The organism is Clavibacter californiensis, from assembly GCF_021952865.1.
GTDB lineage: Bacteria > Actinomycetota > Actinomycetes > Actinomycetales > Microbacteriaceae > Clavibacter > Clavibacter californiensis.
The window spans coordinates 21,163-35,460 of record NZ_CP040792.1; the positions used below are offsets into that span (position 1 = coordinate 21,163).

The 14,298-nt window shown below is 72.3% G+C and carries 16 protein-coding genes; 1 reads left to right on the top strand and 15 read right to left on the bottom strand.

Annotated elements, in window-relative coordinates:
* Window positions 1–2 precede the first annotated feature (2 nt).
* The 4 genes from alr (FGD68_RS00100) to glmS are packed head-to-tail and all read right to left on the bottom strand — an operon-like array spanning window position 3 to window position 5,131.
* On the bottom strand, window positions 3–1,760 hold the full coding sequence (alr, locus tag FGD68_RS00100) for an alanine racemase (protein ID WP_237609632.1): 1,758 nt from the start codon (window positions 1,758–1,760) through the stop codon (window positions 3–5).
* Window positions 1,757–2,914 carry an alanine racemase gene (gene alr / locus FGD68_RS00105; RefSeq protein WP_119372974.1) on the bottom strand — a complete coding sequence of 386 codons (1,158 nt, stop codon included), beginning with the start codon at window positions 2,912–2,914 and terminating at the stop codon, window positions 1,757–1,759. The genes alr (FGD68_RS00100) and alr (FGD68_RS00105) overlap by 4 nt, the downstream gene beginning before the upstream one ends.
* The gene (locus FGD68_RS00110) at window positions 2,911–3,270 is read right to left on the bottom strand and encodes a holo-ACP synthase (RefSeq protein WP_119372975.1); all 360 of its coding nucleotides are present in this window, start codon (window positions 3,268–3,270) and stop codon (window positions 2,911–2,913) included. Before FGD68_RS00110 ends, alr (FGD68_RS00105) begins: the two co-directional genes overlap by 4 nt.
* A gap of 10 nt (window positions 3,271–3,280) precedes the next feature.
* Window positions 3,281–5,131 (bottom strand): glutamine--fructose-6-phosphate transaminase (isomerizing), encoded by a 1,851-nt coding sequence (gene glmS, locus FGD68_RS00115; protein WP_119372976.1) that lies wholly within the window; start codon window positions 5,129–5,131, stop codon window positions 3,281–3,283.
* Between the two features lie 110 nt (window positions 5,132–5,241).
* Between glmS and coaA the strand changes: the two genes are divergently transcribed.
* Complete coding sequence (coaA, locus tag FGD68_RS00120) at window positions 5,242–6,201, top strand: type I pantothenate kinase (RefSeq protein ID WP_043584302.1); 960 nt, start codon at window positions 5,242–5,244, stop codon at window positions 6,199–6,201.
* A gap of 27 nt (window positions 6,202–6,228) precedes the next feature.
* Here coaA and glmM read toward each other — a convergent pair whose 3' ends face one another.
* The 11 genes from glmM to infA form a co-directional block, all read right to left on the bottom strand.
* The gene (gene glmM, locus FGD68_RS00125; RefSeq protein ID WP_119372977.1) at window positions 6,229–7,578 is read right to left on the bottom strand and encodes a phosphoglucosamine mutase; all 1,350 of its coding nucleotides are present in this window, start codon (window positions 7,576–7,578) and stop codon (window positions 6,229–6,231) included.
* Window positions 7,579–7,600: 22 nt separating this feature from the next.
* Entirely contained in the window at window positions 7,601–8,086 is a 486-nt protein-coding gene (rpsI, locus tag FGD68_RS00130) for a 30S ribosomal protein S9 (protein WP_012039268.1), read from the bottom strand.
* Between the two features lie 50 nt (window positions 8,087–8,136).
* Window positions 8,137–8,583, bottom strand: coding sequence for a 50S ribosomal protein L13 (gene rplM / locus FGD68_RS00135; protein ID WP_012039269.1), 447 nt, complete (start codon window positions 8,581–8,583; stop codon window positions 8,137–8,139).
* 151 nt (window positions 8,584–8,734) lie between these two features.
* Window positions 8,735–9,739, bottom strand: a complete 1,005-nt coding sequence (locus FGD68_RS00140; RefSeq protein ID WP_237609633.1) for a tRNA pseudouridine synthase A — start codon at window positions 9,737–9,739, stop codon at window positions 8,735–8,737.
* Entirely contained in the window at window positions 9,736–10,827 is a 1,092-nt protein-coding gene (locus FGD68_RS00145) for a GNAT family N-acetyltransferase (RefSeq protein ID WP_237609634.1), read from the bottom strand. The genes FGD68_RS00140 and FGD68_RS00145 overlap by 4 nt, the downstream gene beginning before the upstream one ends.
* Before the next feature lie 100 nt (window positions 10,828–10,927).
* Entirely contained in the window at window positions 10,928–11,491 is a 564-nt protein-coding gene (rplQ, locus tag FGD68_RS00150) for a 50S ribosomal protein L17 (RefSeq protein ID WP_104235984.1), read from the bottom strand.
* A 52-nt stretch (window positions 11,492–11,543) separates the two neighbouring features.
* Window positions 11,544–12,539, bottom strand: a complete 996-nt coding sequence (locus FGD68_RS00155; RefSeq protein WP_012039273.1) for a DNA-directed RNA polymerase subunit alpha — start codon at window positions 12,537–12,539, stop codon at window positions 11,544–11,546.
* A gap of 161 nt (window positions 12,540–12,700) precedes the next feature.
* Window positions 12,701–13,099 carry a 30S ribosomal protein S11 gene (gene rpsK, locus FGD68_RS00160; protein ID WP_012039274.1) on the bottom strand — a complete coding sequence of 133 codons (399 nt, stop codon included), beginning with the start codon at window positions 13,097–13,099 and terminating at the stop codon, window positions 12,701–12,703.
* 44 nt (window positions 13,100–13,143) lie between these two features.
* Window positions 13,144–13,518 (bottom strand): 30S ribosomal protein S13, encoded by a 375-nt coding sequence (rpsM, locus tag FGD68_RS00165; protein ID WP_015491172.1) that lies wholly within the window; start codon window positions 13,516–13,518, stop codon window positions 13,144–13,146.
* Window positions 13,519–13,671: 153 nt separating this feature from the next.
* Complete coding sequence (gene rpmJ / locus FGD68_RS00170) at window positions 13,672–13,785, bottom strand: 50S ribosomal protein L36 (RefSeq protein ID WP_086515377.1); 114 nt, start codon at window positions 13,783–13,785, stop codon at window positions 13,672–13,674.
* 72 nt (window positions 13,786–13,857) lie between these two features.
* On the bottom strand, window positions 13,858–14,079 hold the full coding sequence (gene infA, locus FGD68_RS00175; protein WP_012039277.1) for a translation initiation factor IF-1: 222 nt from the start codon (window positions 14,077–14,079) through the stop codon (window positions 13,858–13,860).
* Window positions 14,080–14,298 lie beyond the last annotated feature (219 nt).

The following is a 14,298-nucleotide window of genomic DNA, read 5'->3' on the forward strand; positions in this document are numbered from 1 at the left end:
GTCTAGGCGCGGGGCCGCGCGCGGAGCCGCCGGATGCGGACGGTGCGGGGCTCCTCGGGGGCGGCGTCGGCGTCGGCGTCCGGGTCCGCGTCGGCGCCGCCGTCCGCGGCGGCGTGGTCGGCCGCGGCAGGATCCGCGTCGCCCGCGCCCGTCGGCCGCGCGATGCGCAGATCCCACCACTCCTCCGCGACGCCGTCGAGCTTGCCCTCGCCCCACTCGACCACCACGACGGAGCGCGCGAAGTCGATGTCGAGGTCGTCGAGCTCGCGGGCGTCGGCCAGGCGGTAGGCGTCCACGTGCACGAGCGGCGGGCCGTCGACGAGGCTCGGATGCGTGCGCGCGAGCACGAAGGTGGGGCTCGCGACGGGACCGCGGACGCCGAGGCCCGCGCCGAGCCCGCGCGTGAACGTGGTCTTGCCCGCGCCGAGCGGCCCGGAGAGGACGACGAGGTCGCCCGCGCCCAGCTCGCCCGCGAGGGCGCGGCCGAGCTCCTCCATGTCGTCCGTGGTCGCGACGGGGACGAGCTCGTCGGAGAGGACCTCGGCGGCGGCGTCCTCGGCGTCCGCACCCTCGGCGCCCGCGTGCTCGTGCAGGTGCACCCGGTCGACGCGCGGTCCGACGCGGGTCACGATCTCGTCGCCGATGGTCTCGGCCCAGCCGGCCCACTCCTCGGCGGTGGGCTCGCCGCGGTCGCCGGGGCCGAGGACCACGGCGGTGTCGCCGACCTCGACGGGCATGTCGCCGACGTCGAGCACGAGCTGGTCCATGGCGATGCGGCCGGCGATCGGGAAGCGGCGGCCGTTCAGCAGCACGGAGGCGCGCGGGGCGGCGATGCGCGGGATGCCGTCGGCGTAGCCGAGCGGCACGAGCACGAGCGTCGACGGCCCGGCGGTGCGGTGATCCAGCCCGTAGGAGACGCCGTGCCCGGCCTCGACGCGCTTGACGGAGACGACGTCGGCCTCGAGCGTCATGGCCGGGATCAGGCCGAGGTCGCGGCCGGAGCGGTCGTCGAACGGCGAGATGCCGTAGACCGCGATGCCGAAGCGCACCATGTCGAAGCGGGCGGCGGGCAGGCGGATCCCCGCGGAGCTCGCCGCCAGGTGCTTCTCGACCGGGCGCGCGCCCAGCTCCTCGGCCACGCGCACGGCCTCGTGGAACCGGGCGAGCGCGGCGTCGTCATCCTCGGGCGAGGCATCGGCCAGGTGCGACCACAGCGCGTGCAGCGTCAGCTCGCCCGCTGCGTCGGCGGCGACGGCCGCGCGCACGAGATCCGGCCAGAGCTCCGGGGTGGCGCCGTTGCGGCTGAGTCCGGTGTCGGCCTTGAGGTGCACGCGGGCGCGGATCCCCGTGGCGCGCCCGGCGGCCGCGATGCGCTCCAGCTCCCACATCGCCGAGACGCCGAGGTCGAGCCCCTCCTCCACGGCGATCCGGAAATCGGTGTCGACGCCGTGCAGCCAGGCGAGGAGGCGGGCGGTGATGCCGGCCCGACGGAGCTCGACCGCCGACGCGACGTCGAGCACGGCGAGGCTCTCGGCGCCGGCCTCGAGGGCGGCGCGCGCGACCTGGAGCGCGCCGTGCCCGTAGGCGTCGGCCTTCACGGCGACCATCGTGCGCGCGGGGGCGGCGAGCGCCGCGAGCGTGCGGACGTTGTGGCGGATCGCGTCGAGGTCGACGACGGCGCGGCGGCCGGGCGAGACGGATCCCGCGGGCACGGGCACGGGCACGGGCACGGGCACGATGTCGGGCACGATGTCGCTCACGCGTCGGACCTCCGGGCCACTCGGCCGGCGACGCGCGCCACGATCTCGTAGCCGATGGTGCCGGTCGCCTCTGCCCACTCCTCCACCGAGGGCGCGCCCGTCGCGGGATCCCCGAACAGCACGGCGTCGTCGCCCACCGCCACCGGGATCCCGTCGACGACGCCGTCGCCCACGTCCACGACGAACTGGTCCATGGCGATCCGGCCGCTCACGCGGAAGCGCGCCCCGTGGATCGCGACGGGCGCGCGGTTGCTCGCGAGCCGCGGCACCCCGTCGGCGAACCCGAGCGAGACGAGCGCGAGGGTCGTGGCGCTCGTGGTGCGGTAGGTGTAGCCGTAGGAGACGCCCGTGTCGGCGGGCACGCGCTTGACCGCGACGACGCTGCCGACGAGGGTCATGGCGGGCACGAGGCCCAGGTCGGCGGACGTGACGCCGTCGAGCGGCGAGATGCCGTAGATCCCGATGCCGAGGCGCACCATGTCGAGGCGGGCCTCGGGCACGCGCAGGGCGCCCGCGGTCGCGGCGAGGTGGCGGATCCCGGGCTCGAGCCCCGCGGCCCGCACCACGTCGACCGCCCGGTGGAACGCGCGGACCTGCGCCCGGTCCTCCTCCTGCCCCGCGTTGGCGAGGTGGCTGAAGACTCCGCCGAGGTGTATCCGGCCCTCCGCGACGAGCGCGGCGACCTCGGCGACGACACCCGGCCACTCCGCCGGCGTCACGCCGTTGCGGCCGAGGCCGGTGTCGACCTTGAGGTGCACCTCGGCCGTGCGGCCGACGCGACGCGCCGCGTCCGCGACCTCGCGCACCTGTCGCAGGCTGTTGAGCCCGAGGTCGATGCCCGCCTCGATGCCGGTGGCGAAGTCGGCACCGGGCGCGTGCATCCAGGTGAGGATCGGCGCGTCGATCCCGGCCGCCCGCAGCGCGAGCGCCTCGCGGATGTCGACCACACCGAGCCGGTCCGCCCCGCCCGCGAGCGCCGCGCGCGCCGAGGCGACCGCGCCGTGCCCGTAGCCGTCGGCCTTGACGACGGCCATCACGAGCGGCGCGCCCGTGGTCGCCCGCAGCGCGCGCACGTTGGCTGAGATCGCGCCCGTGTCGATGCGCGCCTCCCGCCGGAGGGCGGCCGGCGCCTGGAGGGTCGCCTCGTCGGTCACAGGTCGTCCCCCTCGGTCACCACGAACGCGGTGGCGAGGCCGGCGTCGTGGCTCATGCTCAGGTGGATCCGCGTCACGCCCCGCGCGGCCGCCACCTCGGCGACGACGCCGCCCACGCGGAACGACGGGTCGCCGTGGTCGTCCCGGACGACCTCCATGTCCTGCCAGCTGATCCCGCCGGGACCGCCGAGCGCCTTGATGAGCGCCTCCTTCGCCGCGAACCGGGCGGCGAGCGAGCGCGCGGGCAGGGATCGCTCACCGGGCGCGAACAGGCGCGGCACGAGGCCCGGAGCGCGCTCGGCGCTCCGGGCGAACCGCGCGACGTCGACCACGTCGACGCCGATGCCCCTGATCACGCGCGGCCGGTCACTCGACCGTGACGGACTTCGCGAGGTTGCGCGGCTGGTCGACGTCGAGGCCCTTGGCCGCGGCGAGCTCCATCGCGAAGATCTGCAGCGGCGTGACGGCCAGCAGCGGCTCGAACAGCGGCGCGGCGAGCGGGATCGGGATGACCTCGTCGGCGTGCGGCAGGACGAACGCGTCGCCCTGCTCGGCGATGGCGATCACGCGGGCGCCGCGCGCGCGGATCTCCTCGATGTTGGAGATGACCTTCTTGTGCAGCGCGAGCTGGTGCACGGGGCTCGGCACGATGACGAACACGGGCTGCCCCGGCTCGATGAGCGCGATGGGCCCGTGCTTGAGCTCGCCCGCGGCGAAGCCCTCGGCGTGGATGTAGGCGAGCTCCTTGAGCTTCAGCGCGCCCTCGAGCGCGACCGGGAAGCCCACGTTGCGGCCGAGGAAGAGCACGGCGCGCGTGTCGGCCATCCACTTCGCGAGCTGGCTGATCTTCTCGCCCTGCTCCACGACGGTGGCGAGCTTCTCCGGCACGGCCAGCAGCTCCTCCGTGTTGGCGACGATCTCGTCGGCCGACAGCGTGCCGCGGATGCGCGCGAGGTGCAGGCCGAAGAGGTACAGGGCGGCGACCTGCGCGACGAACGCCTTCGTGGACGCGACCGCGACCTCGGGGCCCGCGTGCGTGTAGACGACCGCCTCGGACTCGCGCGGGATGGTGGCGCCCTGCGTGTTGCAGATGGAGAGCACGCGCGCCCCGGCCTCGCGGGCGTAGCGCACGGCCAGGAGCGTGTCCATGGTCTCGCCGGACTGGCTGATGGAGATCACGAGAGTCGTCGCGTCGAGCACGGGGTCGCGGTAGCGGAACTCGTGCGCGAGCTCGACCTCCACGGGGACGCGGGCCCACTTCTCGATGGCGTACTTGCCGAGGATCCCCGAGTAGGCGGCGGTGCCGCACGCGACGATGACGATGCGCGAGACCTCGGCGAGGTCGACCTCGCCGATCGCGTCGAGGTCGGGCAGCACGACGACGCCGTCGACGATGCGGCCGCGGAGCGTGTTGGCCACCGCGTCCGGGCCCTCGCTGATCTCCTTCGCCATGAAGCTCGACCAGCCGCCCTTCTCGGATGCGGAGGCGTCCCAGGCGATCTCGAACTCGTGCGTCTCGACGGGCGCGCCGTGGAAGTCTGTGACGGTGACGGAGTCGGGGCGGATGGCGACCATCTGGTCCTGGCCGATGGCGACCGCGCGGCGCGTGAACTCCACGAACGCGGCGACGTCGGATCCGAGGAAGTTCTCGCCGTCGCCCAGCCCGATGACGAGCGGCGAGTTGCGGCGGGCGCCGACCACGAGCCCCGGCTGGTCGCGGTGCACGGCGAGCAGCGTGAACGCGCCCTCGAGGCGGCTCACGGTGTTCCGGAAGGCCTGCTCGAGGTCGTGCGTGACCCCGTACTCGCGGCCGAGCAGCTGCGCGGCGACCTCGGTGTCGGTATCGCTCTCGAAGGTGTAGCCGTCCGCGAGGAGGTCGTCCTTGAGCTCCGCGAAGTTCTCGATGATCCCGTTGTGGATGAGGGCGAGCTTGCCGTCGTCGCCCAGGTGCGGGTGCGCGTTGCGGTCGGTGGGACCGCCGTGCGTGGCCCAGCGCGTGTGGCCGATGCCGGTGGATCCGTTCGGCAGCGGCGACGCCTCGAGGTCCTCCAGCAGGCGGTCGAGCTTGCCGGCGCGCTTGCGGACGCCGAGCGTCCCGTCCGCGTCGAGGACGGCCACGCCCGCGGAGTCGTATCCGCGGTACTCCAGCCTCCGCAGCCCTCCGAGGAGGACCTCGAGGCTCCTGGCCTCACCGACGTAACCCACGATTCCGCACATGGGGCAGGAGTTTACCGTCGCGGATCGAGGAACCACTGCGCGGCCCGTGGCCCGGGCGCGCCCCCGCCGAGCCGGTGGGCGGCGGCGGCCCGGTCGTAGGATGAGGGGCCATGCCAGACACCGCGACGGGACACCCGACGAGCCACGGCAACGTCTCCCCGTTCGTGGAGATCGCCCGTGCCGACTGGGCGGCCCTCGCGCCCGCCACGCACCTCCCGCTGCGGGAGACCGAGCTGGTGCAGCTGCGCGGCATCGGCGACCGGCTCGACATGCACGAGGTCGAGGACGTCTACCTCCCGCTCAGCCGCCTACTCAACCTCTACGTCACGGGCACGAAGAAGCTGCACCGGGACACGAGCGCGTTCCTCGGCGAGCGCGCCAAGAGCACGCCGTTCGTCATCGGCGTCGCGGGATCCGTGGCCGTCGGCAAGTCGACCGTCGCCCGCCTGCTCCGCGAGATGCTGGCGCGCTGGGACGACACCCCCCGCGTCGAGCTCGTGACCACCGACGGCTTCCTGCATCCCAACGCCGAGCTCGAGCGCCGCGGCCTCATGGAGCGGAAGGGCTTCCCCGAGTCCTACGACCGGCGGGCCCTGCTGCGGTTCGTCACGCAGGTCAAGAGCGGCGTGCCCGAGGTGCGCGCGCCGTTCTACTCGCACCTCGCCTACGACATCGTCCCGGGCGCCGAGGTGGTCGTCCGGCAACCGGACGTGCTGATCATCGAGGGCCTCAACGTGCTCCAGCCGGCGGCCTCCGGCGCGAAGCTCGCCGTCAGCGACCTCTTCGACTTCTCGATCTACGTGGACGCCCGCACCCACGACATCGCGCAGTGGTACGAGGAGCGGTTCCTGAGCCTCCAGCGCGGGGCCTTCAGCAACCCGCGCTCCTACTTCCACCGGTACGCGGAGCTCAGCCCGGCAGAGGCCGTGGCGCGCGCGCGCGGGATCTGGTCGGCCATCAACGAGCCGAACCTCGAGCAGAACATCCGCCCCACCCGCTCGCGCGCGACGCTCGTGCTGCGGAAGGACGCCGACCACTCGGTCGCGAACGTCCTGCTCCGCAAGCTCTGACGCCGGCCGCGACGAGGGGCGGGCGGGCTAGATGGCGAGGCGCTCCGTGACGAGGGCGGCGAGCTCCTGCGCGTGCCGCTCGGCGGTGGTCTGGTCGGCGGCCTCCACCATCACGCGGATCATCGGCTCGGTGCCCGACGCGCGCATGAGGATCCGGCCGGTGTCGCCGAGCTCGGCCTCCGCGCGCGCGACGGCCGCGTTCAGCTCGGCGTCGTCGCCCACGCGATCGCGGTCGACGCCGCGCACGTTGATCATCACCTGCGGGTAGGCGGTCATCACCGAGGCGAGCTCGTGCAGGCTCCTGCCGGTGGCCGCCATCTCGCCCAGCAGCTGGATCCCCGTGAGGATCCCGTCGCCGGTCGTCGCGTGCTCCGCGATGACGAGGTGGCCCGACTGCTCGCCGCCGAGGGAGTAGCCGCCCTCGTTCATGGCCTCGAGCACGTAGCGGTCGCCGACGCGGGTCTGCATCACCGTGATGTCGTTCTCGGCCATGGCGATGCGGAGGCCGAGGTTGCTCATGACGGTCGCGACGAGCGTGCGCTCCGCCAGCAGACCGCGACGGGCCATGGAGAGCGCGAGGACGGCCATGATCTGGTCGCCGTCGATGATCGCGCCCGTGTGGTCGACCGCGAGGCAGCGGTCGGCGTCGCCGTCGTGCGCGATGCCGACGTCGGCGCCGTGCGCGAGTACGGCCTCGGCGAGCAGGTCGAGGTGCGTGGACCCGACCCGGTCGTTGATGTTCATGCCGTCCGGGTCGTTGCCCATGACGGTGACGCGCGCGCCCGCGTCCGTGAAGACCTCGGGGCTGATGCCGGCGGCGGCGCCGTGCGCGCAGTCGAGGACGACGTGGATCCCGTCGAGCCGATGCTGCAGCGTGCCGAGCAGGTGGAGGACGTAGCGGTCCTCGGCGTCCGCGAAGCGGCGGATGCGGCCGACGTCGGCTCCCGTGGGGAGGAGGACGGGCTGGCTCAGCTGCGCCTCGATGCGGTCCTCGAGCTCGTCGGCGAGCTTCCGTCCGCCTGCGGCGAAGAACTTGATCCCGTTGTCGGGAGCGGGGTTGTGCGACGCGGAGATCATCACGCCGAAGTCGGCGTCGAAGTCCGCGATGAGGTACGCCGTGGCCGGCGTCGGGATGACCCCGGCGTCGAACACGTCGACGCCGGAGCTCGCGAGGCCGGCGGCCACGGCCGCCGCGATGAAGTCGCCGGACACCCGGGGATCCCGGGCGACGACCGCGATGGGTCGTCGCCCGGCATCCCGGGCGTCCTGGCCGAGCACGTGCGCGGCGGCCTGGGCCAGGCGCAGGGCGAGGTCCGCGGTGATGGTCTCGCCGTTGGCGAGTCCGCGGACGCCGTCCGTGCCGAAGAGCCGGGGCATGGGTGCCGGAGTACCGAGCGCCTTAGCGCTTCGAGAACTGGGGCGCCTTGCGGGCCTTCTTGAGTCCGGCCTTCTTGCGCTCCTTGACGCGCGCGTCGCGGCTGAGGAAGCCGTTCTTCTTCAGCACGGCGCGGTTGTTCTCCTCGTCGATCTCGTTGAGGGCGCGGGCGATGCCGAGGCGCAGGGCGCCGGCCTGGCCGGAGGGGCCGCCGCCGGAGATGCGCGCGACGACGTCGTAGCTGCCGAGGAGGTCGAGCACCTTGAACGGGTCGTTGACGAGCTGCTGGTGCAGCTTGTTGGGGAAGTAGTCCGCGAACTCACGGCCGTTGACCGTGATCGAGCCGGAGCCGGGGACGAGGCGCACGCGGGCGATGGCCTGCTTGCGTCGTCCGACGGCGCCGCCGGACACGTTGAGGACCGCGCGGGGGGCCTTGGGGGCCTCCTCGTTCGGGGTCTCGGTCGAGAAGCTCTCGGGAGCCACGTCGAGGGAGTCTGAGATCTGAGCCACTGGGTTCGATTCCTTCTGAGGTCTTTGGTCGTCGCTGTCGGCAGCCGGAGCTACTGAGCGACCTGGCCGAGGGTGTACGGGGTGGGCTGCTGAGCAGCGTGGGGGTGCTCGGGGCCTGCGTAGACCTTGAGCTTCTTCAGCTGCGCCGCACCCAGCGAGTTCTTCGGCAGCATGCCGCGGATGGCCTTCTCGACCGCGCGCGTGGGGTGCTTCTCGAGCATCTCGACGTAGGTGGTGGCCGTGAGGCCGCCCGGGTAGCCGGAGTGGCGGTAGGCCAGCTTCTTCTCGAGCTTCTGGCCCGTGAGCGCCACCTTCTCGGCGTTGACGATGATCACGAAGTCGCCCATGTCCATGTGGGGGGCGAACGTGGCCTTGTGCTTGCCGCGCAGGAGCGCGGCGGCGTGGCTGGCGAGACGGCCGAGGACGATGTCCGTGGCGTCGATGACGACCCAGTCGTGCTGGACCTCACTGGCCTTGGGGGAATAGGTGCGCGTCATTGATCTGACTGCCTTCTTTTCGAGGTGAGATGGTCGTGGATCCCGCTCCGTGGGCGTTCTGACGAGAACGCATCCGGTGGAGGGCTCAACCTTGTACGTCGCCGCGCGCATGCGTGCAGACAACCGGTTCAGAGTACGCGATCCGGGACGATCAGGCAATCCCGGGCGTGTCGGCCAGCCGGGCGAGGTCGCGCGCGGCCGTCGCGGCACCCTCGGCGATCGTGTCCACCTCGTGCGCGCCGCGCCTGGCGCGCGTGATCTCGTTCCGCGCTCGGAGCTCCGCGTCCGGCGGGTAGCCCACCCGCTCGAGCACCAGGCCGCGCGCGGGCATCACGGTGAACTCGCTCGTGCGCTCGCGCAGCTCCAGCAGCTCGCGGAGCCGCGCGACCCCGACGCGACCGGACGCCGCCGCGACGCACGCGCCCACGAGCGCGCGCACCATGCTGTGGCAGAACGCGTCGGCGCGGACCGCCGCCTCGAGCGCGCCGTCGGCCGCGCGGGTCCAGCTCAGCTCCTGCAGCGTGCGGATGGTTGAGGCCCCCTCGCGCGGCTTGCAGTACGCGGCGAAGTCGTGGAGGCCGAGGAGCGCGTCGGCCGCCTGCTGCAGCACGGCCGCGTCGAGCGCGACCGGCAGCTCGACGGTGCGATGCCGCTGGAGGGGGTCGCGGGGGCCGCCGACGTCGGAGATCCGGTAGCGGTACGCCCGCCAGGTCGCGGAGAAGCGCGCGTCGAACCCGTCGGGGGCGGGGGCGCAGGCGAGCACCACGACGTCGGACCTGCCGCCGAGCACGCCGTTCATCCGGCGCGCGAGGGCCGCCGCCGCGCGCTCGGCCGAGGGGATGTGCGGCCCCTCCCCCGCGTCCGCCGCGGCCGCGCGACCCCGCGGCGGGCGGTCGAGGGACGCGATCTGCGCCTCCGTGAGGTCGAGGTGCGCGACCTGACCGGTCGCGTGGACGCCCGCGTCGGTGCGCCCGGCGACGACGAGCGTCGGCGCGGGCGGCGTCCGGGCGAGCAGCTGCGCGAGCGCGTCCTCGAGGGCGCCCTGCACGGTGCGCAGCCCGGGCTGCTTCGCCCAGCCGGCGAACCCCGTGCCGTCGTACGCGATGTCGAGGCGGAGGCGCGTGCCGGCCTCCCCCGCCTCGGCATCCGCGCTCATCGGGCGGCGGATCCCCGCGGCGGCGTCATGCCGACCTCGCGCTCGTACACGGCCGAGCGGCTCGCCTGCGTGAAGCCGAGGTGCTCGTAGAGGTCGAGCGCGCCGGTGGGGCTGTCGGAGTCGACATCGAGCACGGCGCGCTGGACCCCCTCCGCGCGGGACCCCGCGAGGGCGGTGGACAGGAGCGCCTGCGCGAGGCGGCGGCCGCGGAACTCGCGCCGCACTCCGACGAGGGCGATGTAGGTGGACGTGTAGCCCGCGGCCTCCCAGTTGTCCGGGTAGACCTCGGCCATCGCGAACCCGGCGACCACGGCGTCCTCGCCGTCGCCCGTCACCGCGATGGCCGAGAGGTCGTGGCGCGCGGTGGGCAGCGACAGGTACGCGTCCCAGCGCTCGACGCTGACGGGCTCGGATCCCCAGTGGTCGCGGAACACCTCGTTCTTCGCGAGGCGCGTGCGCTCCCACCACTCGCGCGTGACGGGGATGAGTCGGAGGCCCTCGGGCGCAGGCACGTCGGGCAGCTCGGTCGCCAGGTCGCGGTGCATCTCGATGAAGTAGCGGCTCGGGGTGAACCCGCGCGACTCGAGGAGGGCGACATGGCCAGCGGAGTCGACCTGCACGTCCACCCCCATGAGCGTCGGCACGGGTTCCGTGATGTGCGGGGCGGGCTGCGCGACGGCCAGGGTCCGCGTCGCACGCGCGATCTGCCAGTCGAGCAGGCGCCCGCCGATGCCGCGTCGCCGCAGGTCGGGGCGGACCGAGCCGGACACGTTCGCGCGGACGGCGGTCTCGTCGTCCGGCTTGACGACGGCGACGCCCTCGGCGGCCAGGCGTCCGTCGGCGTCGACGGCCACGATCGTGTCCCGCGCGAGGTCGACGTAGGAGAAGCCCTGCGCCATCACGATCTCGTCGCGGGTCGCGCGGTGCTCCGGGTGGTCGGCGTCGGCCACGAGTCCCGAGAGCTCGACGAGCGCGTCGACGTCGCCAGCGGAGACGGGGCGCCACGTGATCCCCTCCGGCCCCTCGGGGAACGGGATCGACGCGGTGGAGGAGGGATCGTCCGGCATGGTCGTGCTGCTGTCGGTCATCCGTCCAGGGTACCGGGACCGCGTCGGCCGTCGCCGGGCCGCCCGGACGCACGAGAGCCCCCGACGCGCAGGGCGTCGGGGGCTCTCGGGTGGTGCGGTGCTACTTGTCGGACTTCTCCGCGGCGTCGGCCTCGACCTCGGCGGCGGCCTCGTCGGTCGTCTCCGCGGGGGTCTCATCGGTGTGCTCGACGGCGTCGGTCTCCTCGACCGGCACGTCGGACTCCTCCGCGGGCGCCTCGGCGACCGGGGCCGCGGCGGCCGGGGCCGTCGCGGTGGAGGTGCGCGAGGAGCGCACCTTCGGGGTCACGGGCTCGAGCACGAGCTCGATCTGCACCATGGGGGCGTTGTCGCCCTTGCGGAAGCCCAGCTTCGTGATGCGGGTGTAGCCGCCGTCGCGCTCGGCGACGAGGGGCGCGATCTCCGTGAAGAGCTCGTGGACGACGCTCTTCGAGGGGATGATCCCCATGACGCGGCGGCGGGCGTGCAGGTCGCCGCGCTTGGCGAACGTCACGAGGCGCTCGGCGACGGGACGCAGGCGCTTGGCCTTCGTCTCGGTCGTCTTGATGGACTTGTGCTCGAAGAGGCTCTGGGCCAGGTTCGCGAGCATGAGGCGCTCGTGCGCCGGGCCGCCTCCGAGGCGGGGACCCTTGGTGGGCTTGGGCATGGTCTTGTCTCCGTAAGTGTCGAAAGAAGGCGTACGGCCGAGGCCGGACGGATCAGTTGGTGGTGGTCTCGTCCTCGTCGTAGCTGTAGTAGTGCGCGCCGTCGAAGCCGGGGACGGCGTCCTTCAGCGACAGACCGAGCTCGACCAGCTTGTCCTTGACCTCATCCACCGACTTCTGTCCGAAGTTGCGGATGTTCATGAGCTGCGTCTCCGAGAGGGCGACGAGCTCGCTGACGTTGTTGATGCCCTCGCGCTTGAGGCAGTTGTACGACCGCACCGAGAGGTCGAGGTCCTCGATGGGCATCGACAGCTCGGAGCTGAGGACGGCGTCGACCGGCGCGGGGCCGATCTCGATGCCCTCTGCGGCCGAGTTGAGCTCGCGTGCCAGGCCGAACAGCTCGGTGAGCGTGCGGCCGGCGGACGCGATCGCGTCGCGCGGCGTGATGGCCGACTTGGTCTCGACGTCGACCACGAGGCGGTCGAAGTCGGTGCGCTCGCCGGCACGGGTGGCCTCGACGCGGTAGGTGACCTTGAGCACGGGCGAGTAGATCGAGTCGACCGGGATCTGGCCCGCCTCGCTGAACTCGCTGCGGTTCTGGGTCGCCGAGACGTAGCCGCGGCCGCGCTCGATCGTCAGCTCCAGCTCGAACTTCGCCTTCTCGTTGAGCGTGGCGATGACGAGCTCGGGGTTGTGGATCTCGACGCCGGCCGGAGCCGAGATGTCGGCGGCCGTGACCTGGCCCGCACCCTGCTTGCGCAGGTACGCGGTGATCGGCTCGTCGTGCTCGCTGGAGACGACGAGGCCCTTGATGTTGAGGATGATCTCGGTCACGTCCTCCTTCACGCCGGGGACGGTGCTGAACTCGTGCAGCACGCCGTCGATCCGGATGCTGGTGACGGCCGCGCCGGGGATGGACGAGAGGAGCGTGCGGCGGAGCGAGTTGCCGAGCGTGTAGCCGAAGCCGGGTTCGAGCGGCTCGATGACGAACCGCGAGCGGAACTCCGAGATGGACTCCTCGGTGAGGGTGGGGCGCTGCGCAATGAGCACTGTGTTGTTTCCTTTCGGCGAGGCGTCCGCTATATGACGCCTGCGATGCCCCCCGGGTGGCGGCCCGGGCGGGTAGTGAATTGGTCGATCGGACACACGGCGGATCGGCCGACGCCGTCCCCTCCTGGTGGAGCGGGACGGCAGCGGCCGATCAGCGCGAGCTAGACGCGGCGGCGCTTGGGCGGGCGGCAGCCGTTGTGCGCCTGCGGGGTGACGTCGTTGATCGAGCCCACCTCGAGGCCTGCGGCCTGGAGCGAGCGGATCGCGGTCTCGCGGCCGGAGCCGGGTCCCTTGACGAACACGTCGACCTTCTTCATGCCGTGCTCCTGCGCCTGGCGGGCGGCCGACTCGGCGGCGAGCTGCGCGGCGAACGGCGTCGACTTGCGCGAGCCGTTGTAGCCGACGACGCCCGAGGACGCCCAGCTGATGACGGCACCGGTCGGGTCCGTGATCGAGACGATGGTGTTGTTGAAGGTGCTCTTGATGTGGGCCTGGCCCACGGCGATGTTCTTCTTGTCCTTGCGGCGCGGCTTGCGAACAGCCGACTTGGGTGCTGCCATGGAATTCTCCTGTGTCTACGGGTGGCGAGGCGCGGGCCGAAGGCCTAGCGCGCCTTCTTCTTGCCGGCTACGGTGCGCTTCGGGCCCTTGCGGGTGCGAGCGTTGGTCTTCGTGCGCTGCCCGTGGACAGGGAGGCCGCGGCGGTGGCGGATGCCCTCGTAGCTGCCGATCTCGACCTTGCGTCGGATGTCGGCGGCCACCTCGCGGCGGAGGTCGCCCTCCACCTTGAAGTTCCCGTCGATGTAGTCGCGGAGGGCGATGAGCTGGTCGTCGCTCAGGTCCTTGACGCGGATGTTCTTGTCGATGCCGGTGTCCTCGAGGGTCTTGACGCTCGAGGTGCGGCCGACGCCGTAGATGTACGTGAGTGCGATCTCGACGCGCTTGTCGCGCGGGAGGTCGACGCCTGCTAGACGTGCCATTGAGGCTTCTCCTGGTGATGGGTGGAGGTCTGCAGCAGAGCCTGTGCATCGGCCTCCGACCGATGGTGTCCCCCGGATCCCTCAGGACCCCGGCTTCCGGCGCTGCTGTCGTTCTTCTTCAGGTGGTGCGGTGGTGCCGTGCGATCGTGCTCGTTAGCCCTGGACCTGCTTGTGTCGCGGGTTCTCGCAGATGATGCGCACGCGGCCGTTGCGTCGGATGACCTTGCACTTCTCGCAGATCCTCTTGACGCTGGGGTTGACCTTCATGATGCTTCCTTGCTTTCGTTCTCGCTGGCCTCGTGCCGCCGCGGATGCGGGGCCGTTCCTTGTGCAGCAGGCCTACTTGTAGCGGTAGACGATCCGGCCGCGGGTGAGGTCGTACGGGCTCAGCTCCACGATCACGCGGTCCTCGGGGAGGATGCGGATGTAGTGCTGACGCATCTTGCCCGAGATGTGGGCGAGGACCTTGTGCCCGTTGCTCAGCTCAACGCGGAACATCGCGTTCGGCAGAGCTTCGACAACTCCGCCTTCGATCTCGATGACGCCGTCTTTCTTGGCCATATACTCACTGTCGCTAGAGGTGGTGTCTGCTGTTCGTGCGGATGCGCATCATGGTGAGACGCAGATGCCGGGCACGCCGGGAGGCGGCCGAGCACCAAGGGTCGAGAGTACGGCATCCCCGGGCGTGTCGCAATTCTCCCCGCGTGTCGCGGCCGGATCCGTGGATCCTGCGCTAGCGGACGCACGACGGGCCGGACGGTCTCCCGTCCGGCCCGTGCC

What these genes read in the sequence shown, in the direction of transcription:
- glmS (WP_119372976.1), bottom strand. Translation starts at nt 5,131, where the DNA reads ATGTGCGGAATCGTGGGTTACGTCGGTGAGGCCAGGAGCCTCGAGGTC.
- coaA (WP_043584302.1), top strand. Translation starts at nt 5,242, where the DNA reads ATGCCAGACACCGCGACGGGACACCCGACGAGCCACGGCAACGTCTCC.
- glmM (WP_119372977.1), bottom strand. Translation starts at nt 7,578, where the DNA reads ATGCCCCGGCTCTTCGGCACGGACGGCGTCCGCGGACTCGCCAACGGC.
- rplM (WP_012039269.1), bottom strand. Translation starts at nt 8,583, where the DNA reads ATGACGCGCACCTATTCCCCCAAGGCCAGTGAGGTCCAGCACGACTGG.
- FGD68_RS00140 (WP_237609633.1), bottom strand. Translation starts at nt 9,739, where the DNA reads ATGAGCGCGGATGCCGAGGCGGGGGAGGCCGGCACGCGCCTCCGCCTC.
- FGD68_RS00145 (WP_237609634.1), bottom strand. Translation starts at nt 10,827, where the DNA reads ATGACCGACAGCAGCACGACCATGCCGGACGATCCCTCCTCCACCGCG.
- rplQ (WP_104235984.1), bottom strand. Translation starts at nt 11,491, where the DNA reads ATGCCCAAGCCCACCAAGGGTCCCCGCCTCGGAGGCGGCCCGGCGCAC.
- rpsK (WP_012039274.1), bottom strand. Translation starts at nt 13,099, where the DNA reads ATGGCAGCACCCAAGTCGGCTGTTCGCAAGCCGCGCCGCAAGGACAAG.
- rpsM (WP_015491172.1), bottom strand. Translation starts at nt 13,518, where the DNA reads ATGGCACGTCTAGCAGGCGTCGACCTCCCGCGCGACAAGCGCGTCGAG.
- rpmJ (WP_086515377.1), bottom strand. Translation starts at nt 13,785, where the DNA reads ATGAAGGTCAACCCCAGCGTCAAGAGGATCTGCGAGAAGTGCAAGGTC.
- infA (WP_012039277.1), bottom strand. Translation starts at nt 14,079, where the DNA reads ATGGCCAAGAAAGACGGCGTCATCGAGATCGAAGGCGGAGTTGTCGAA.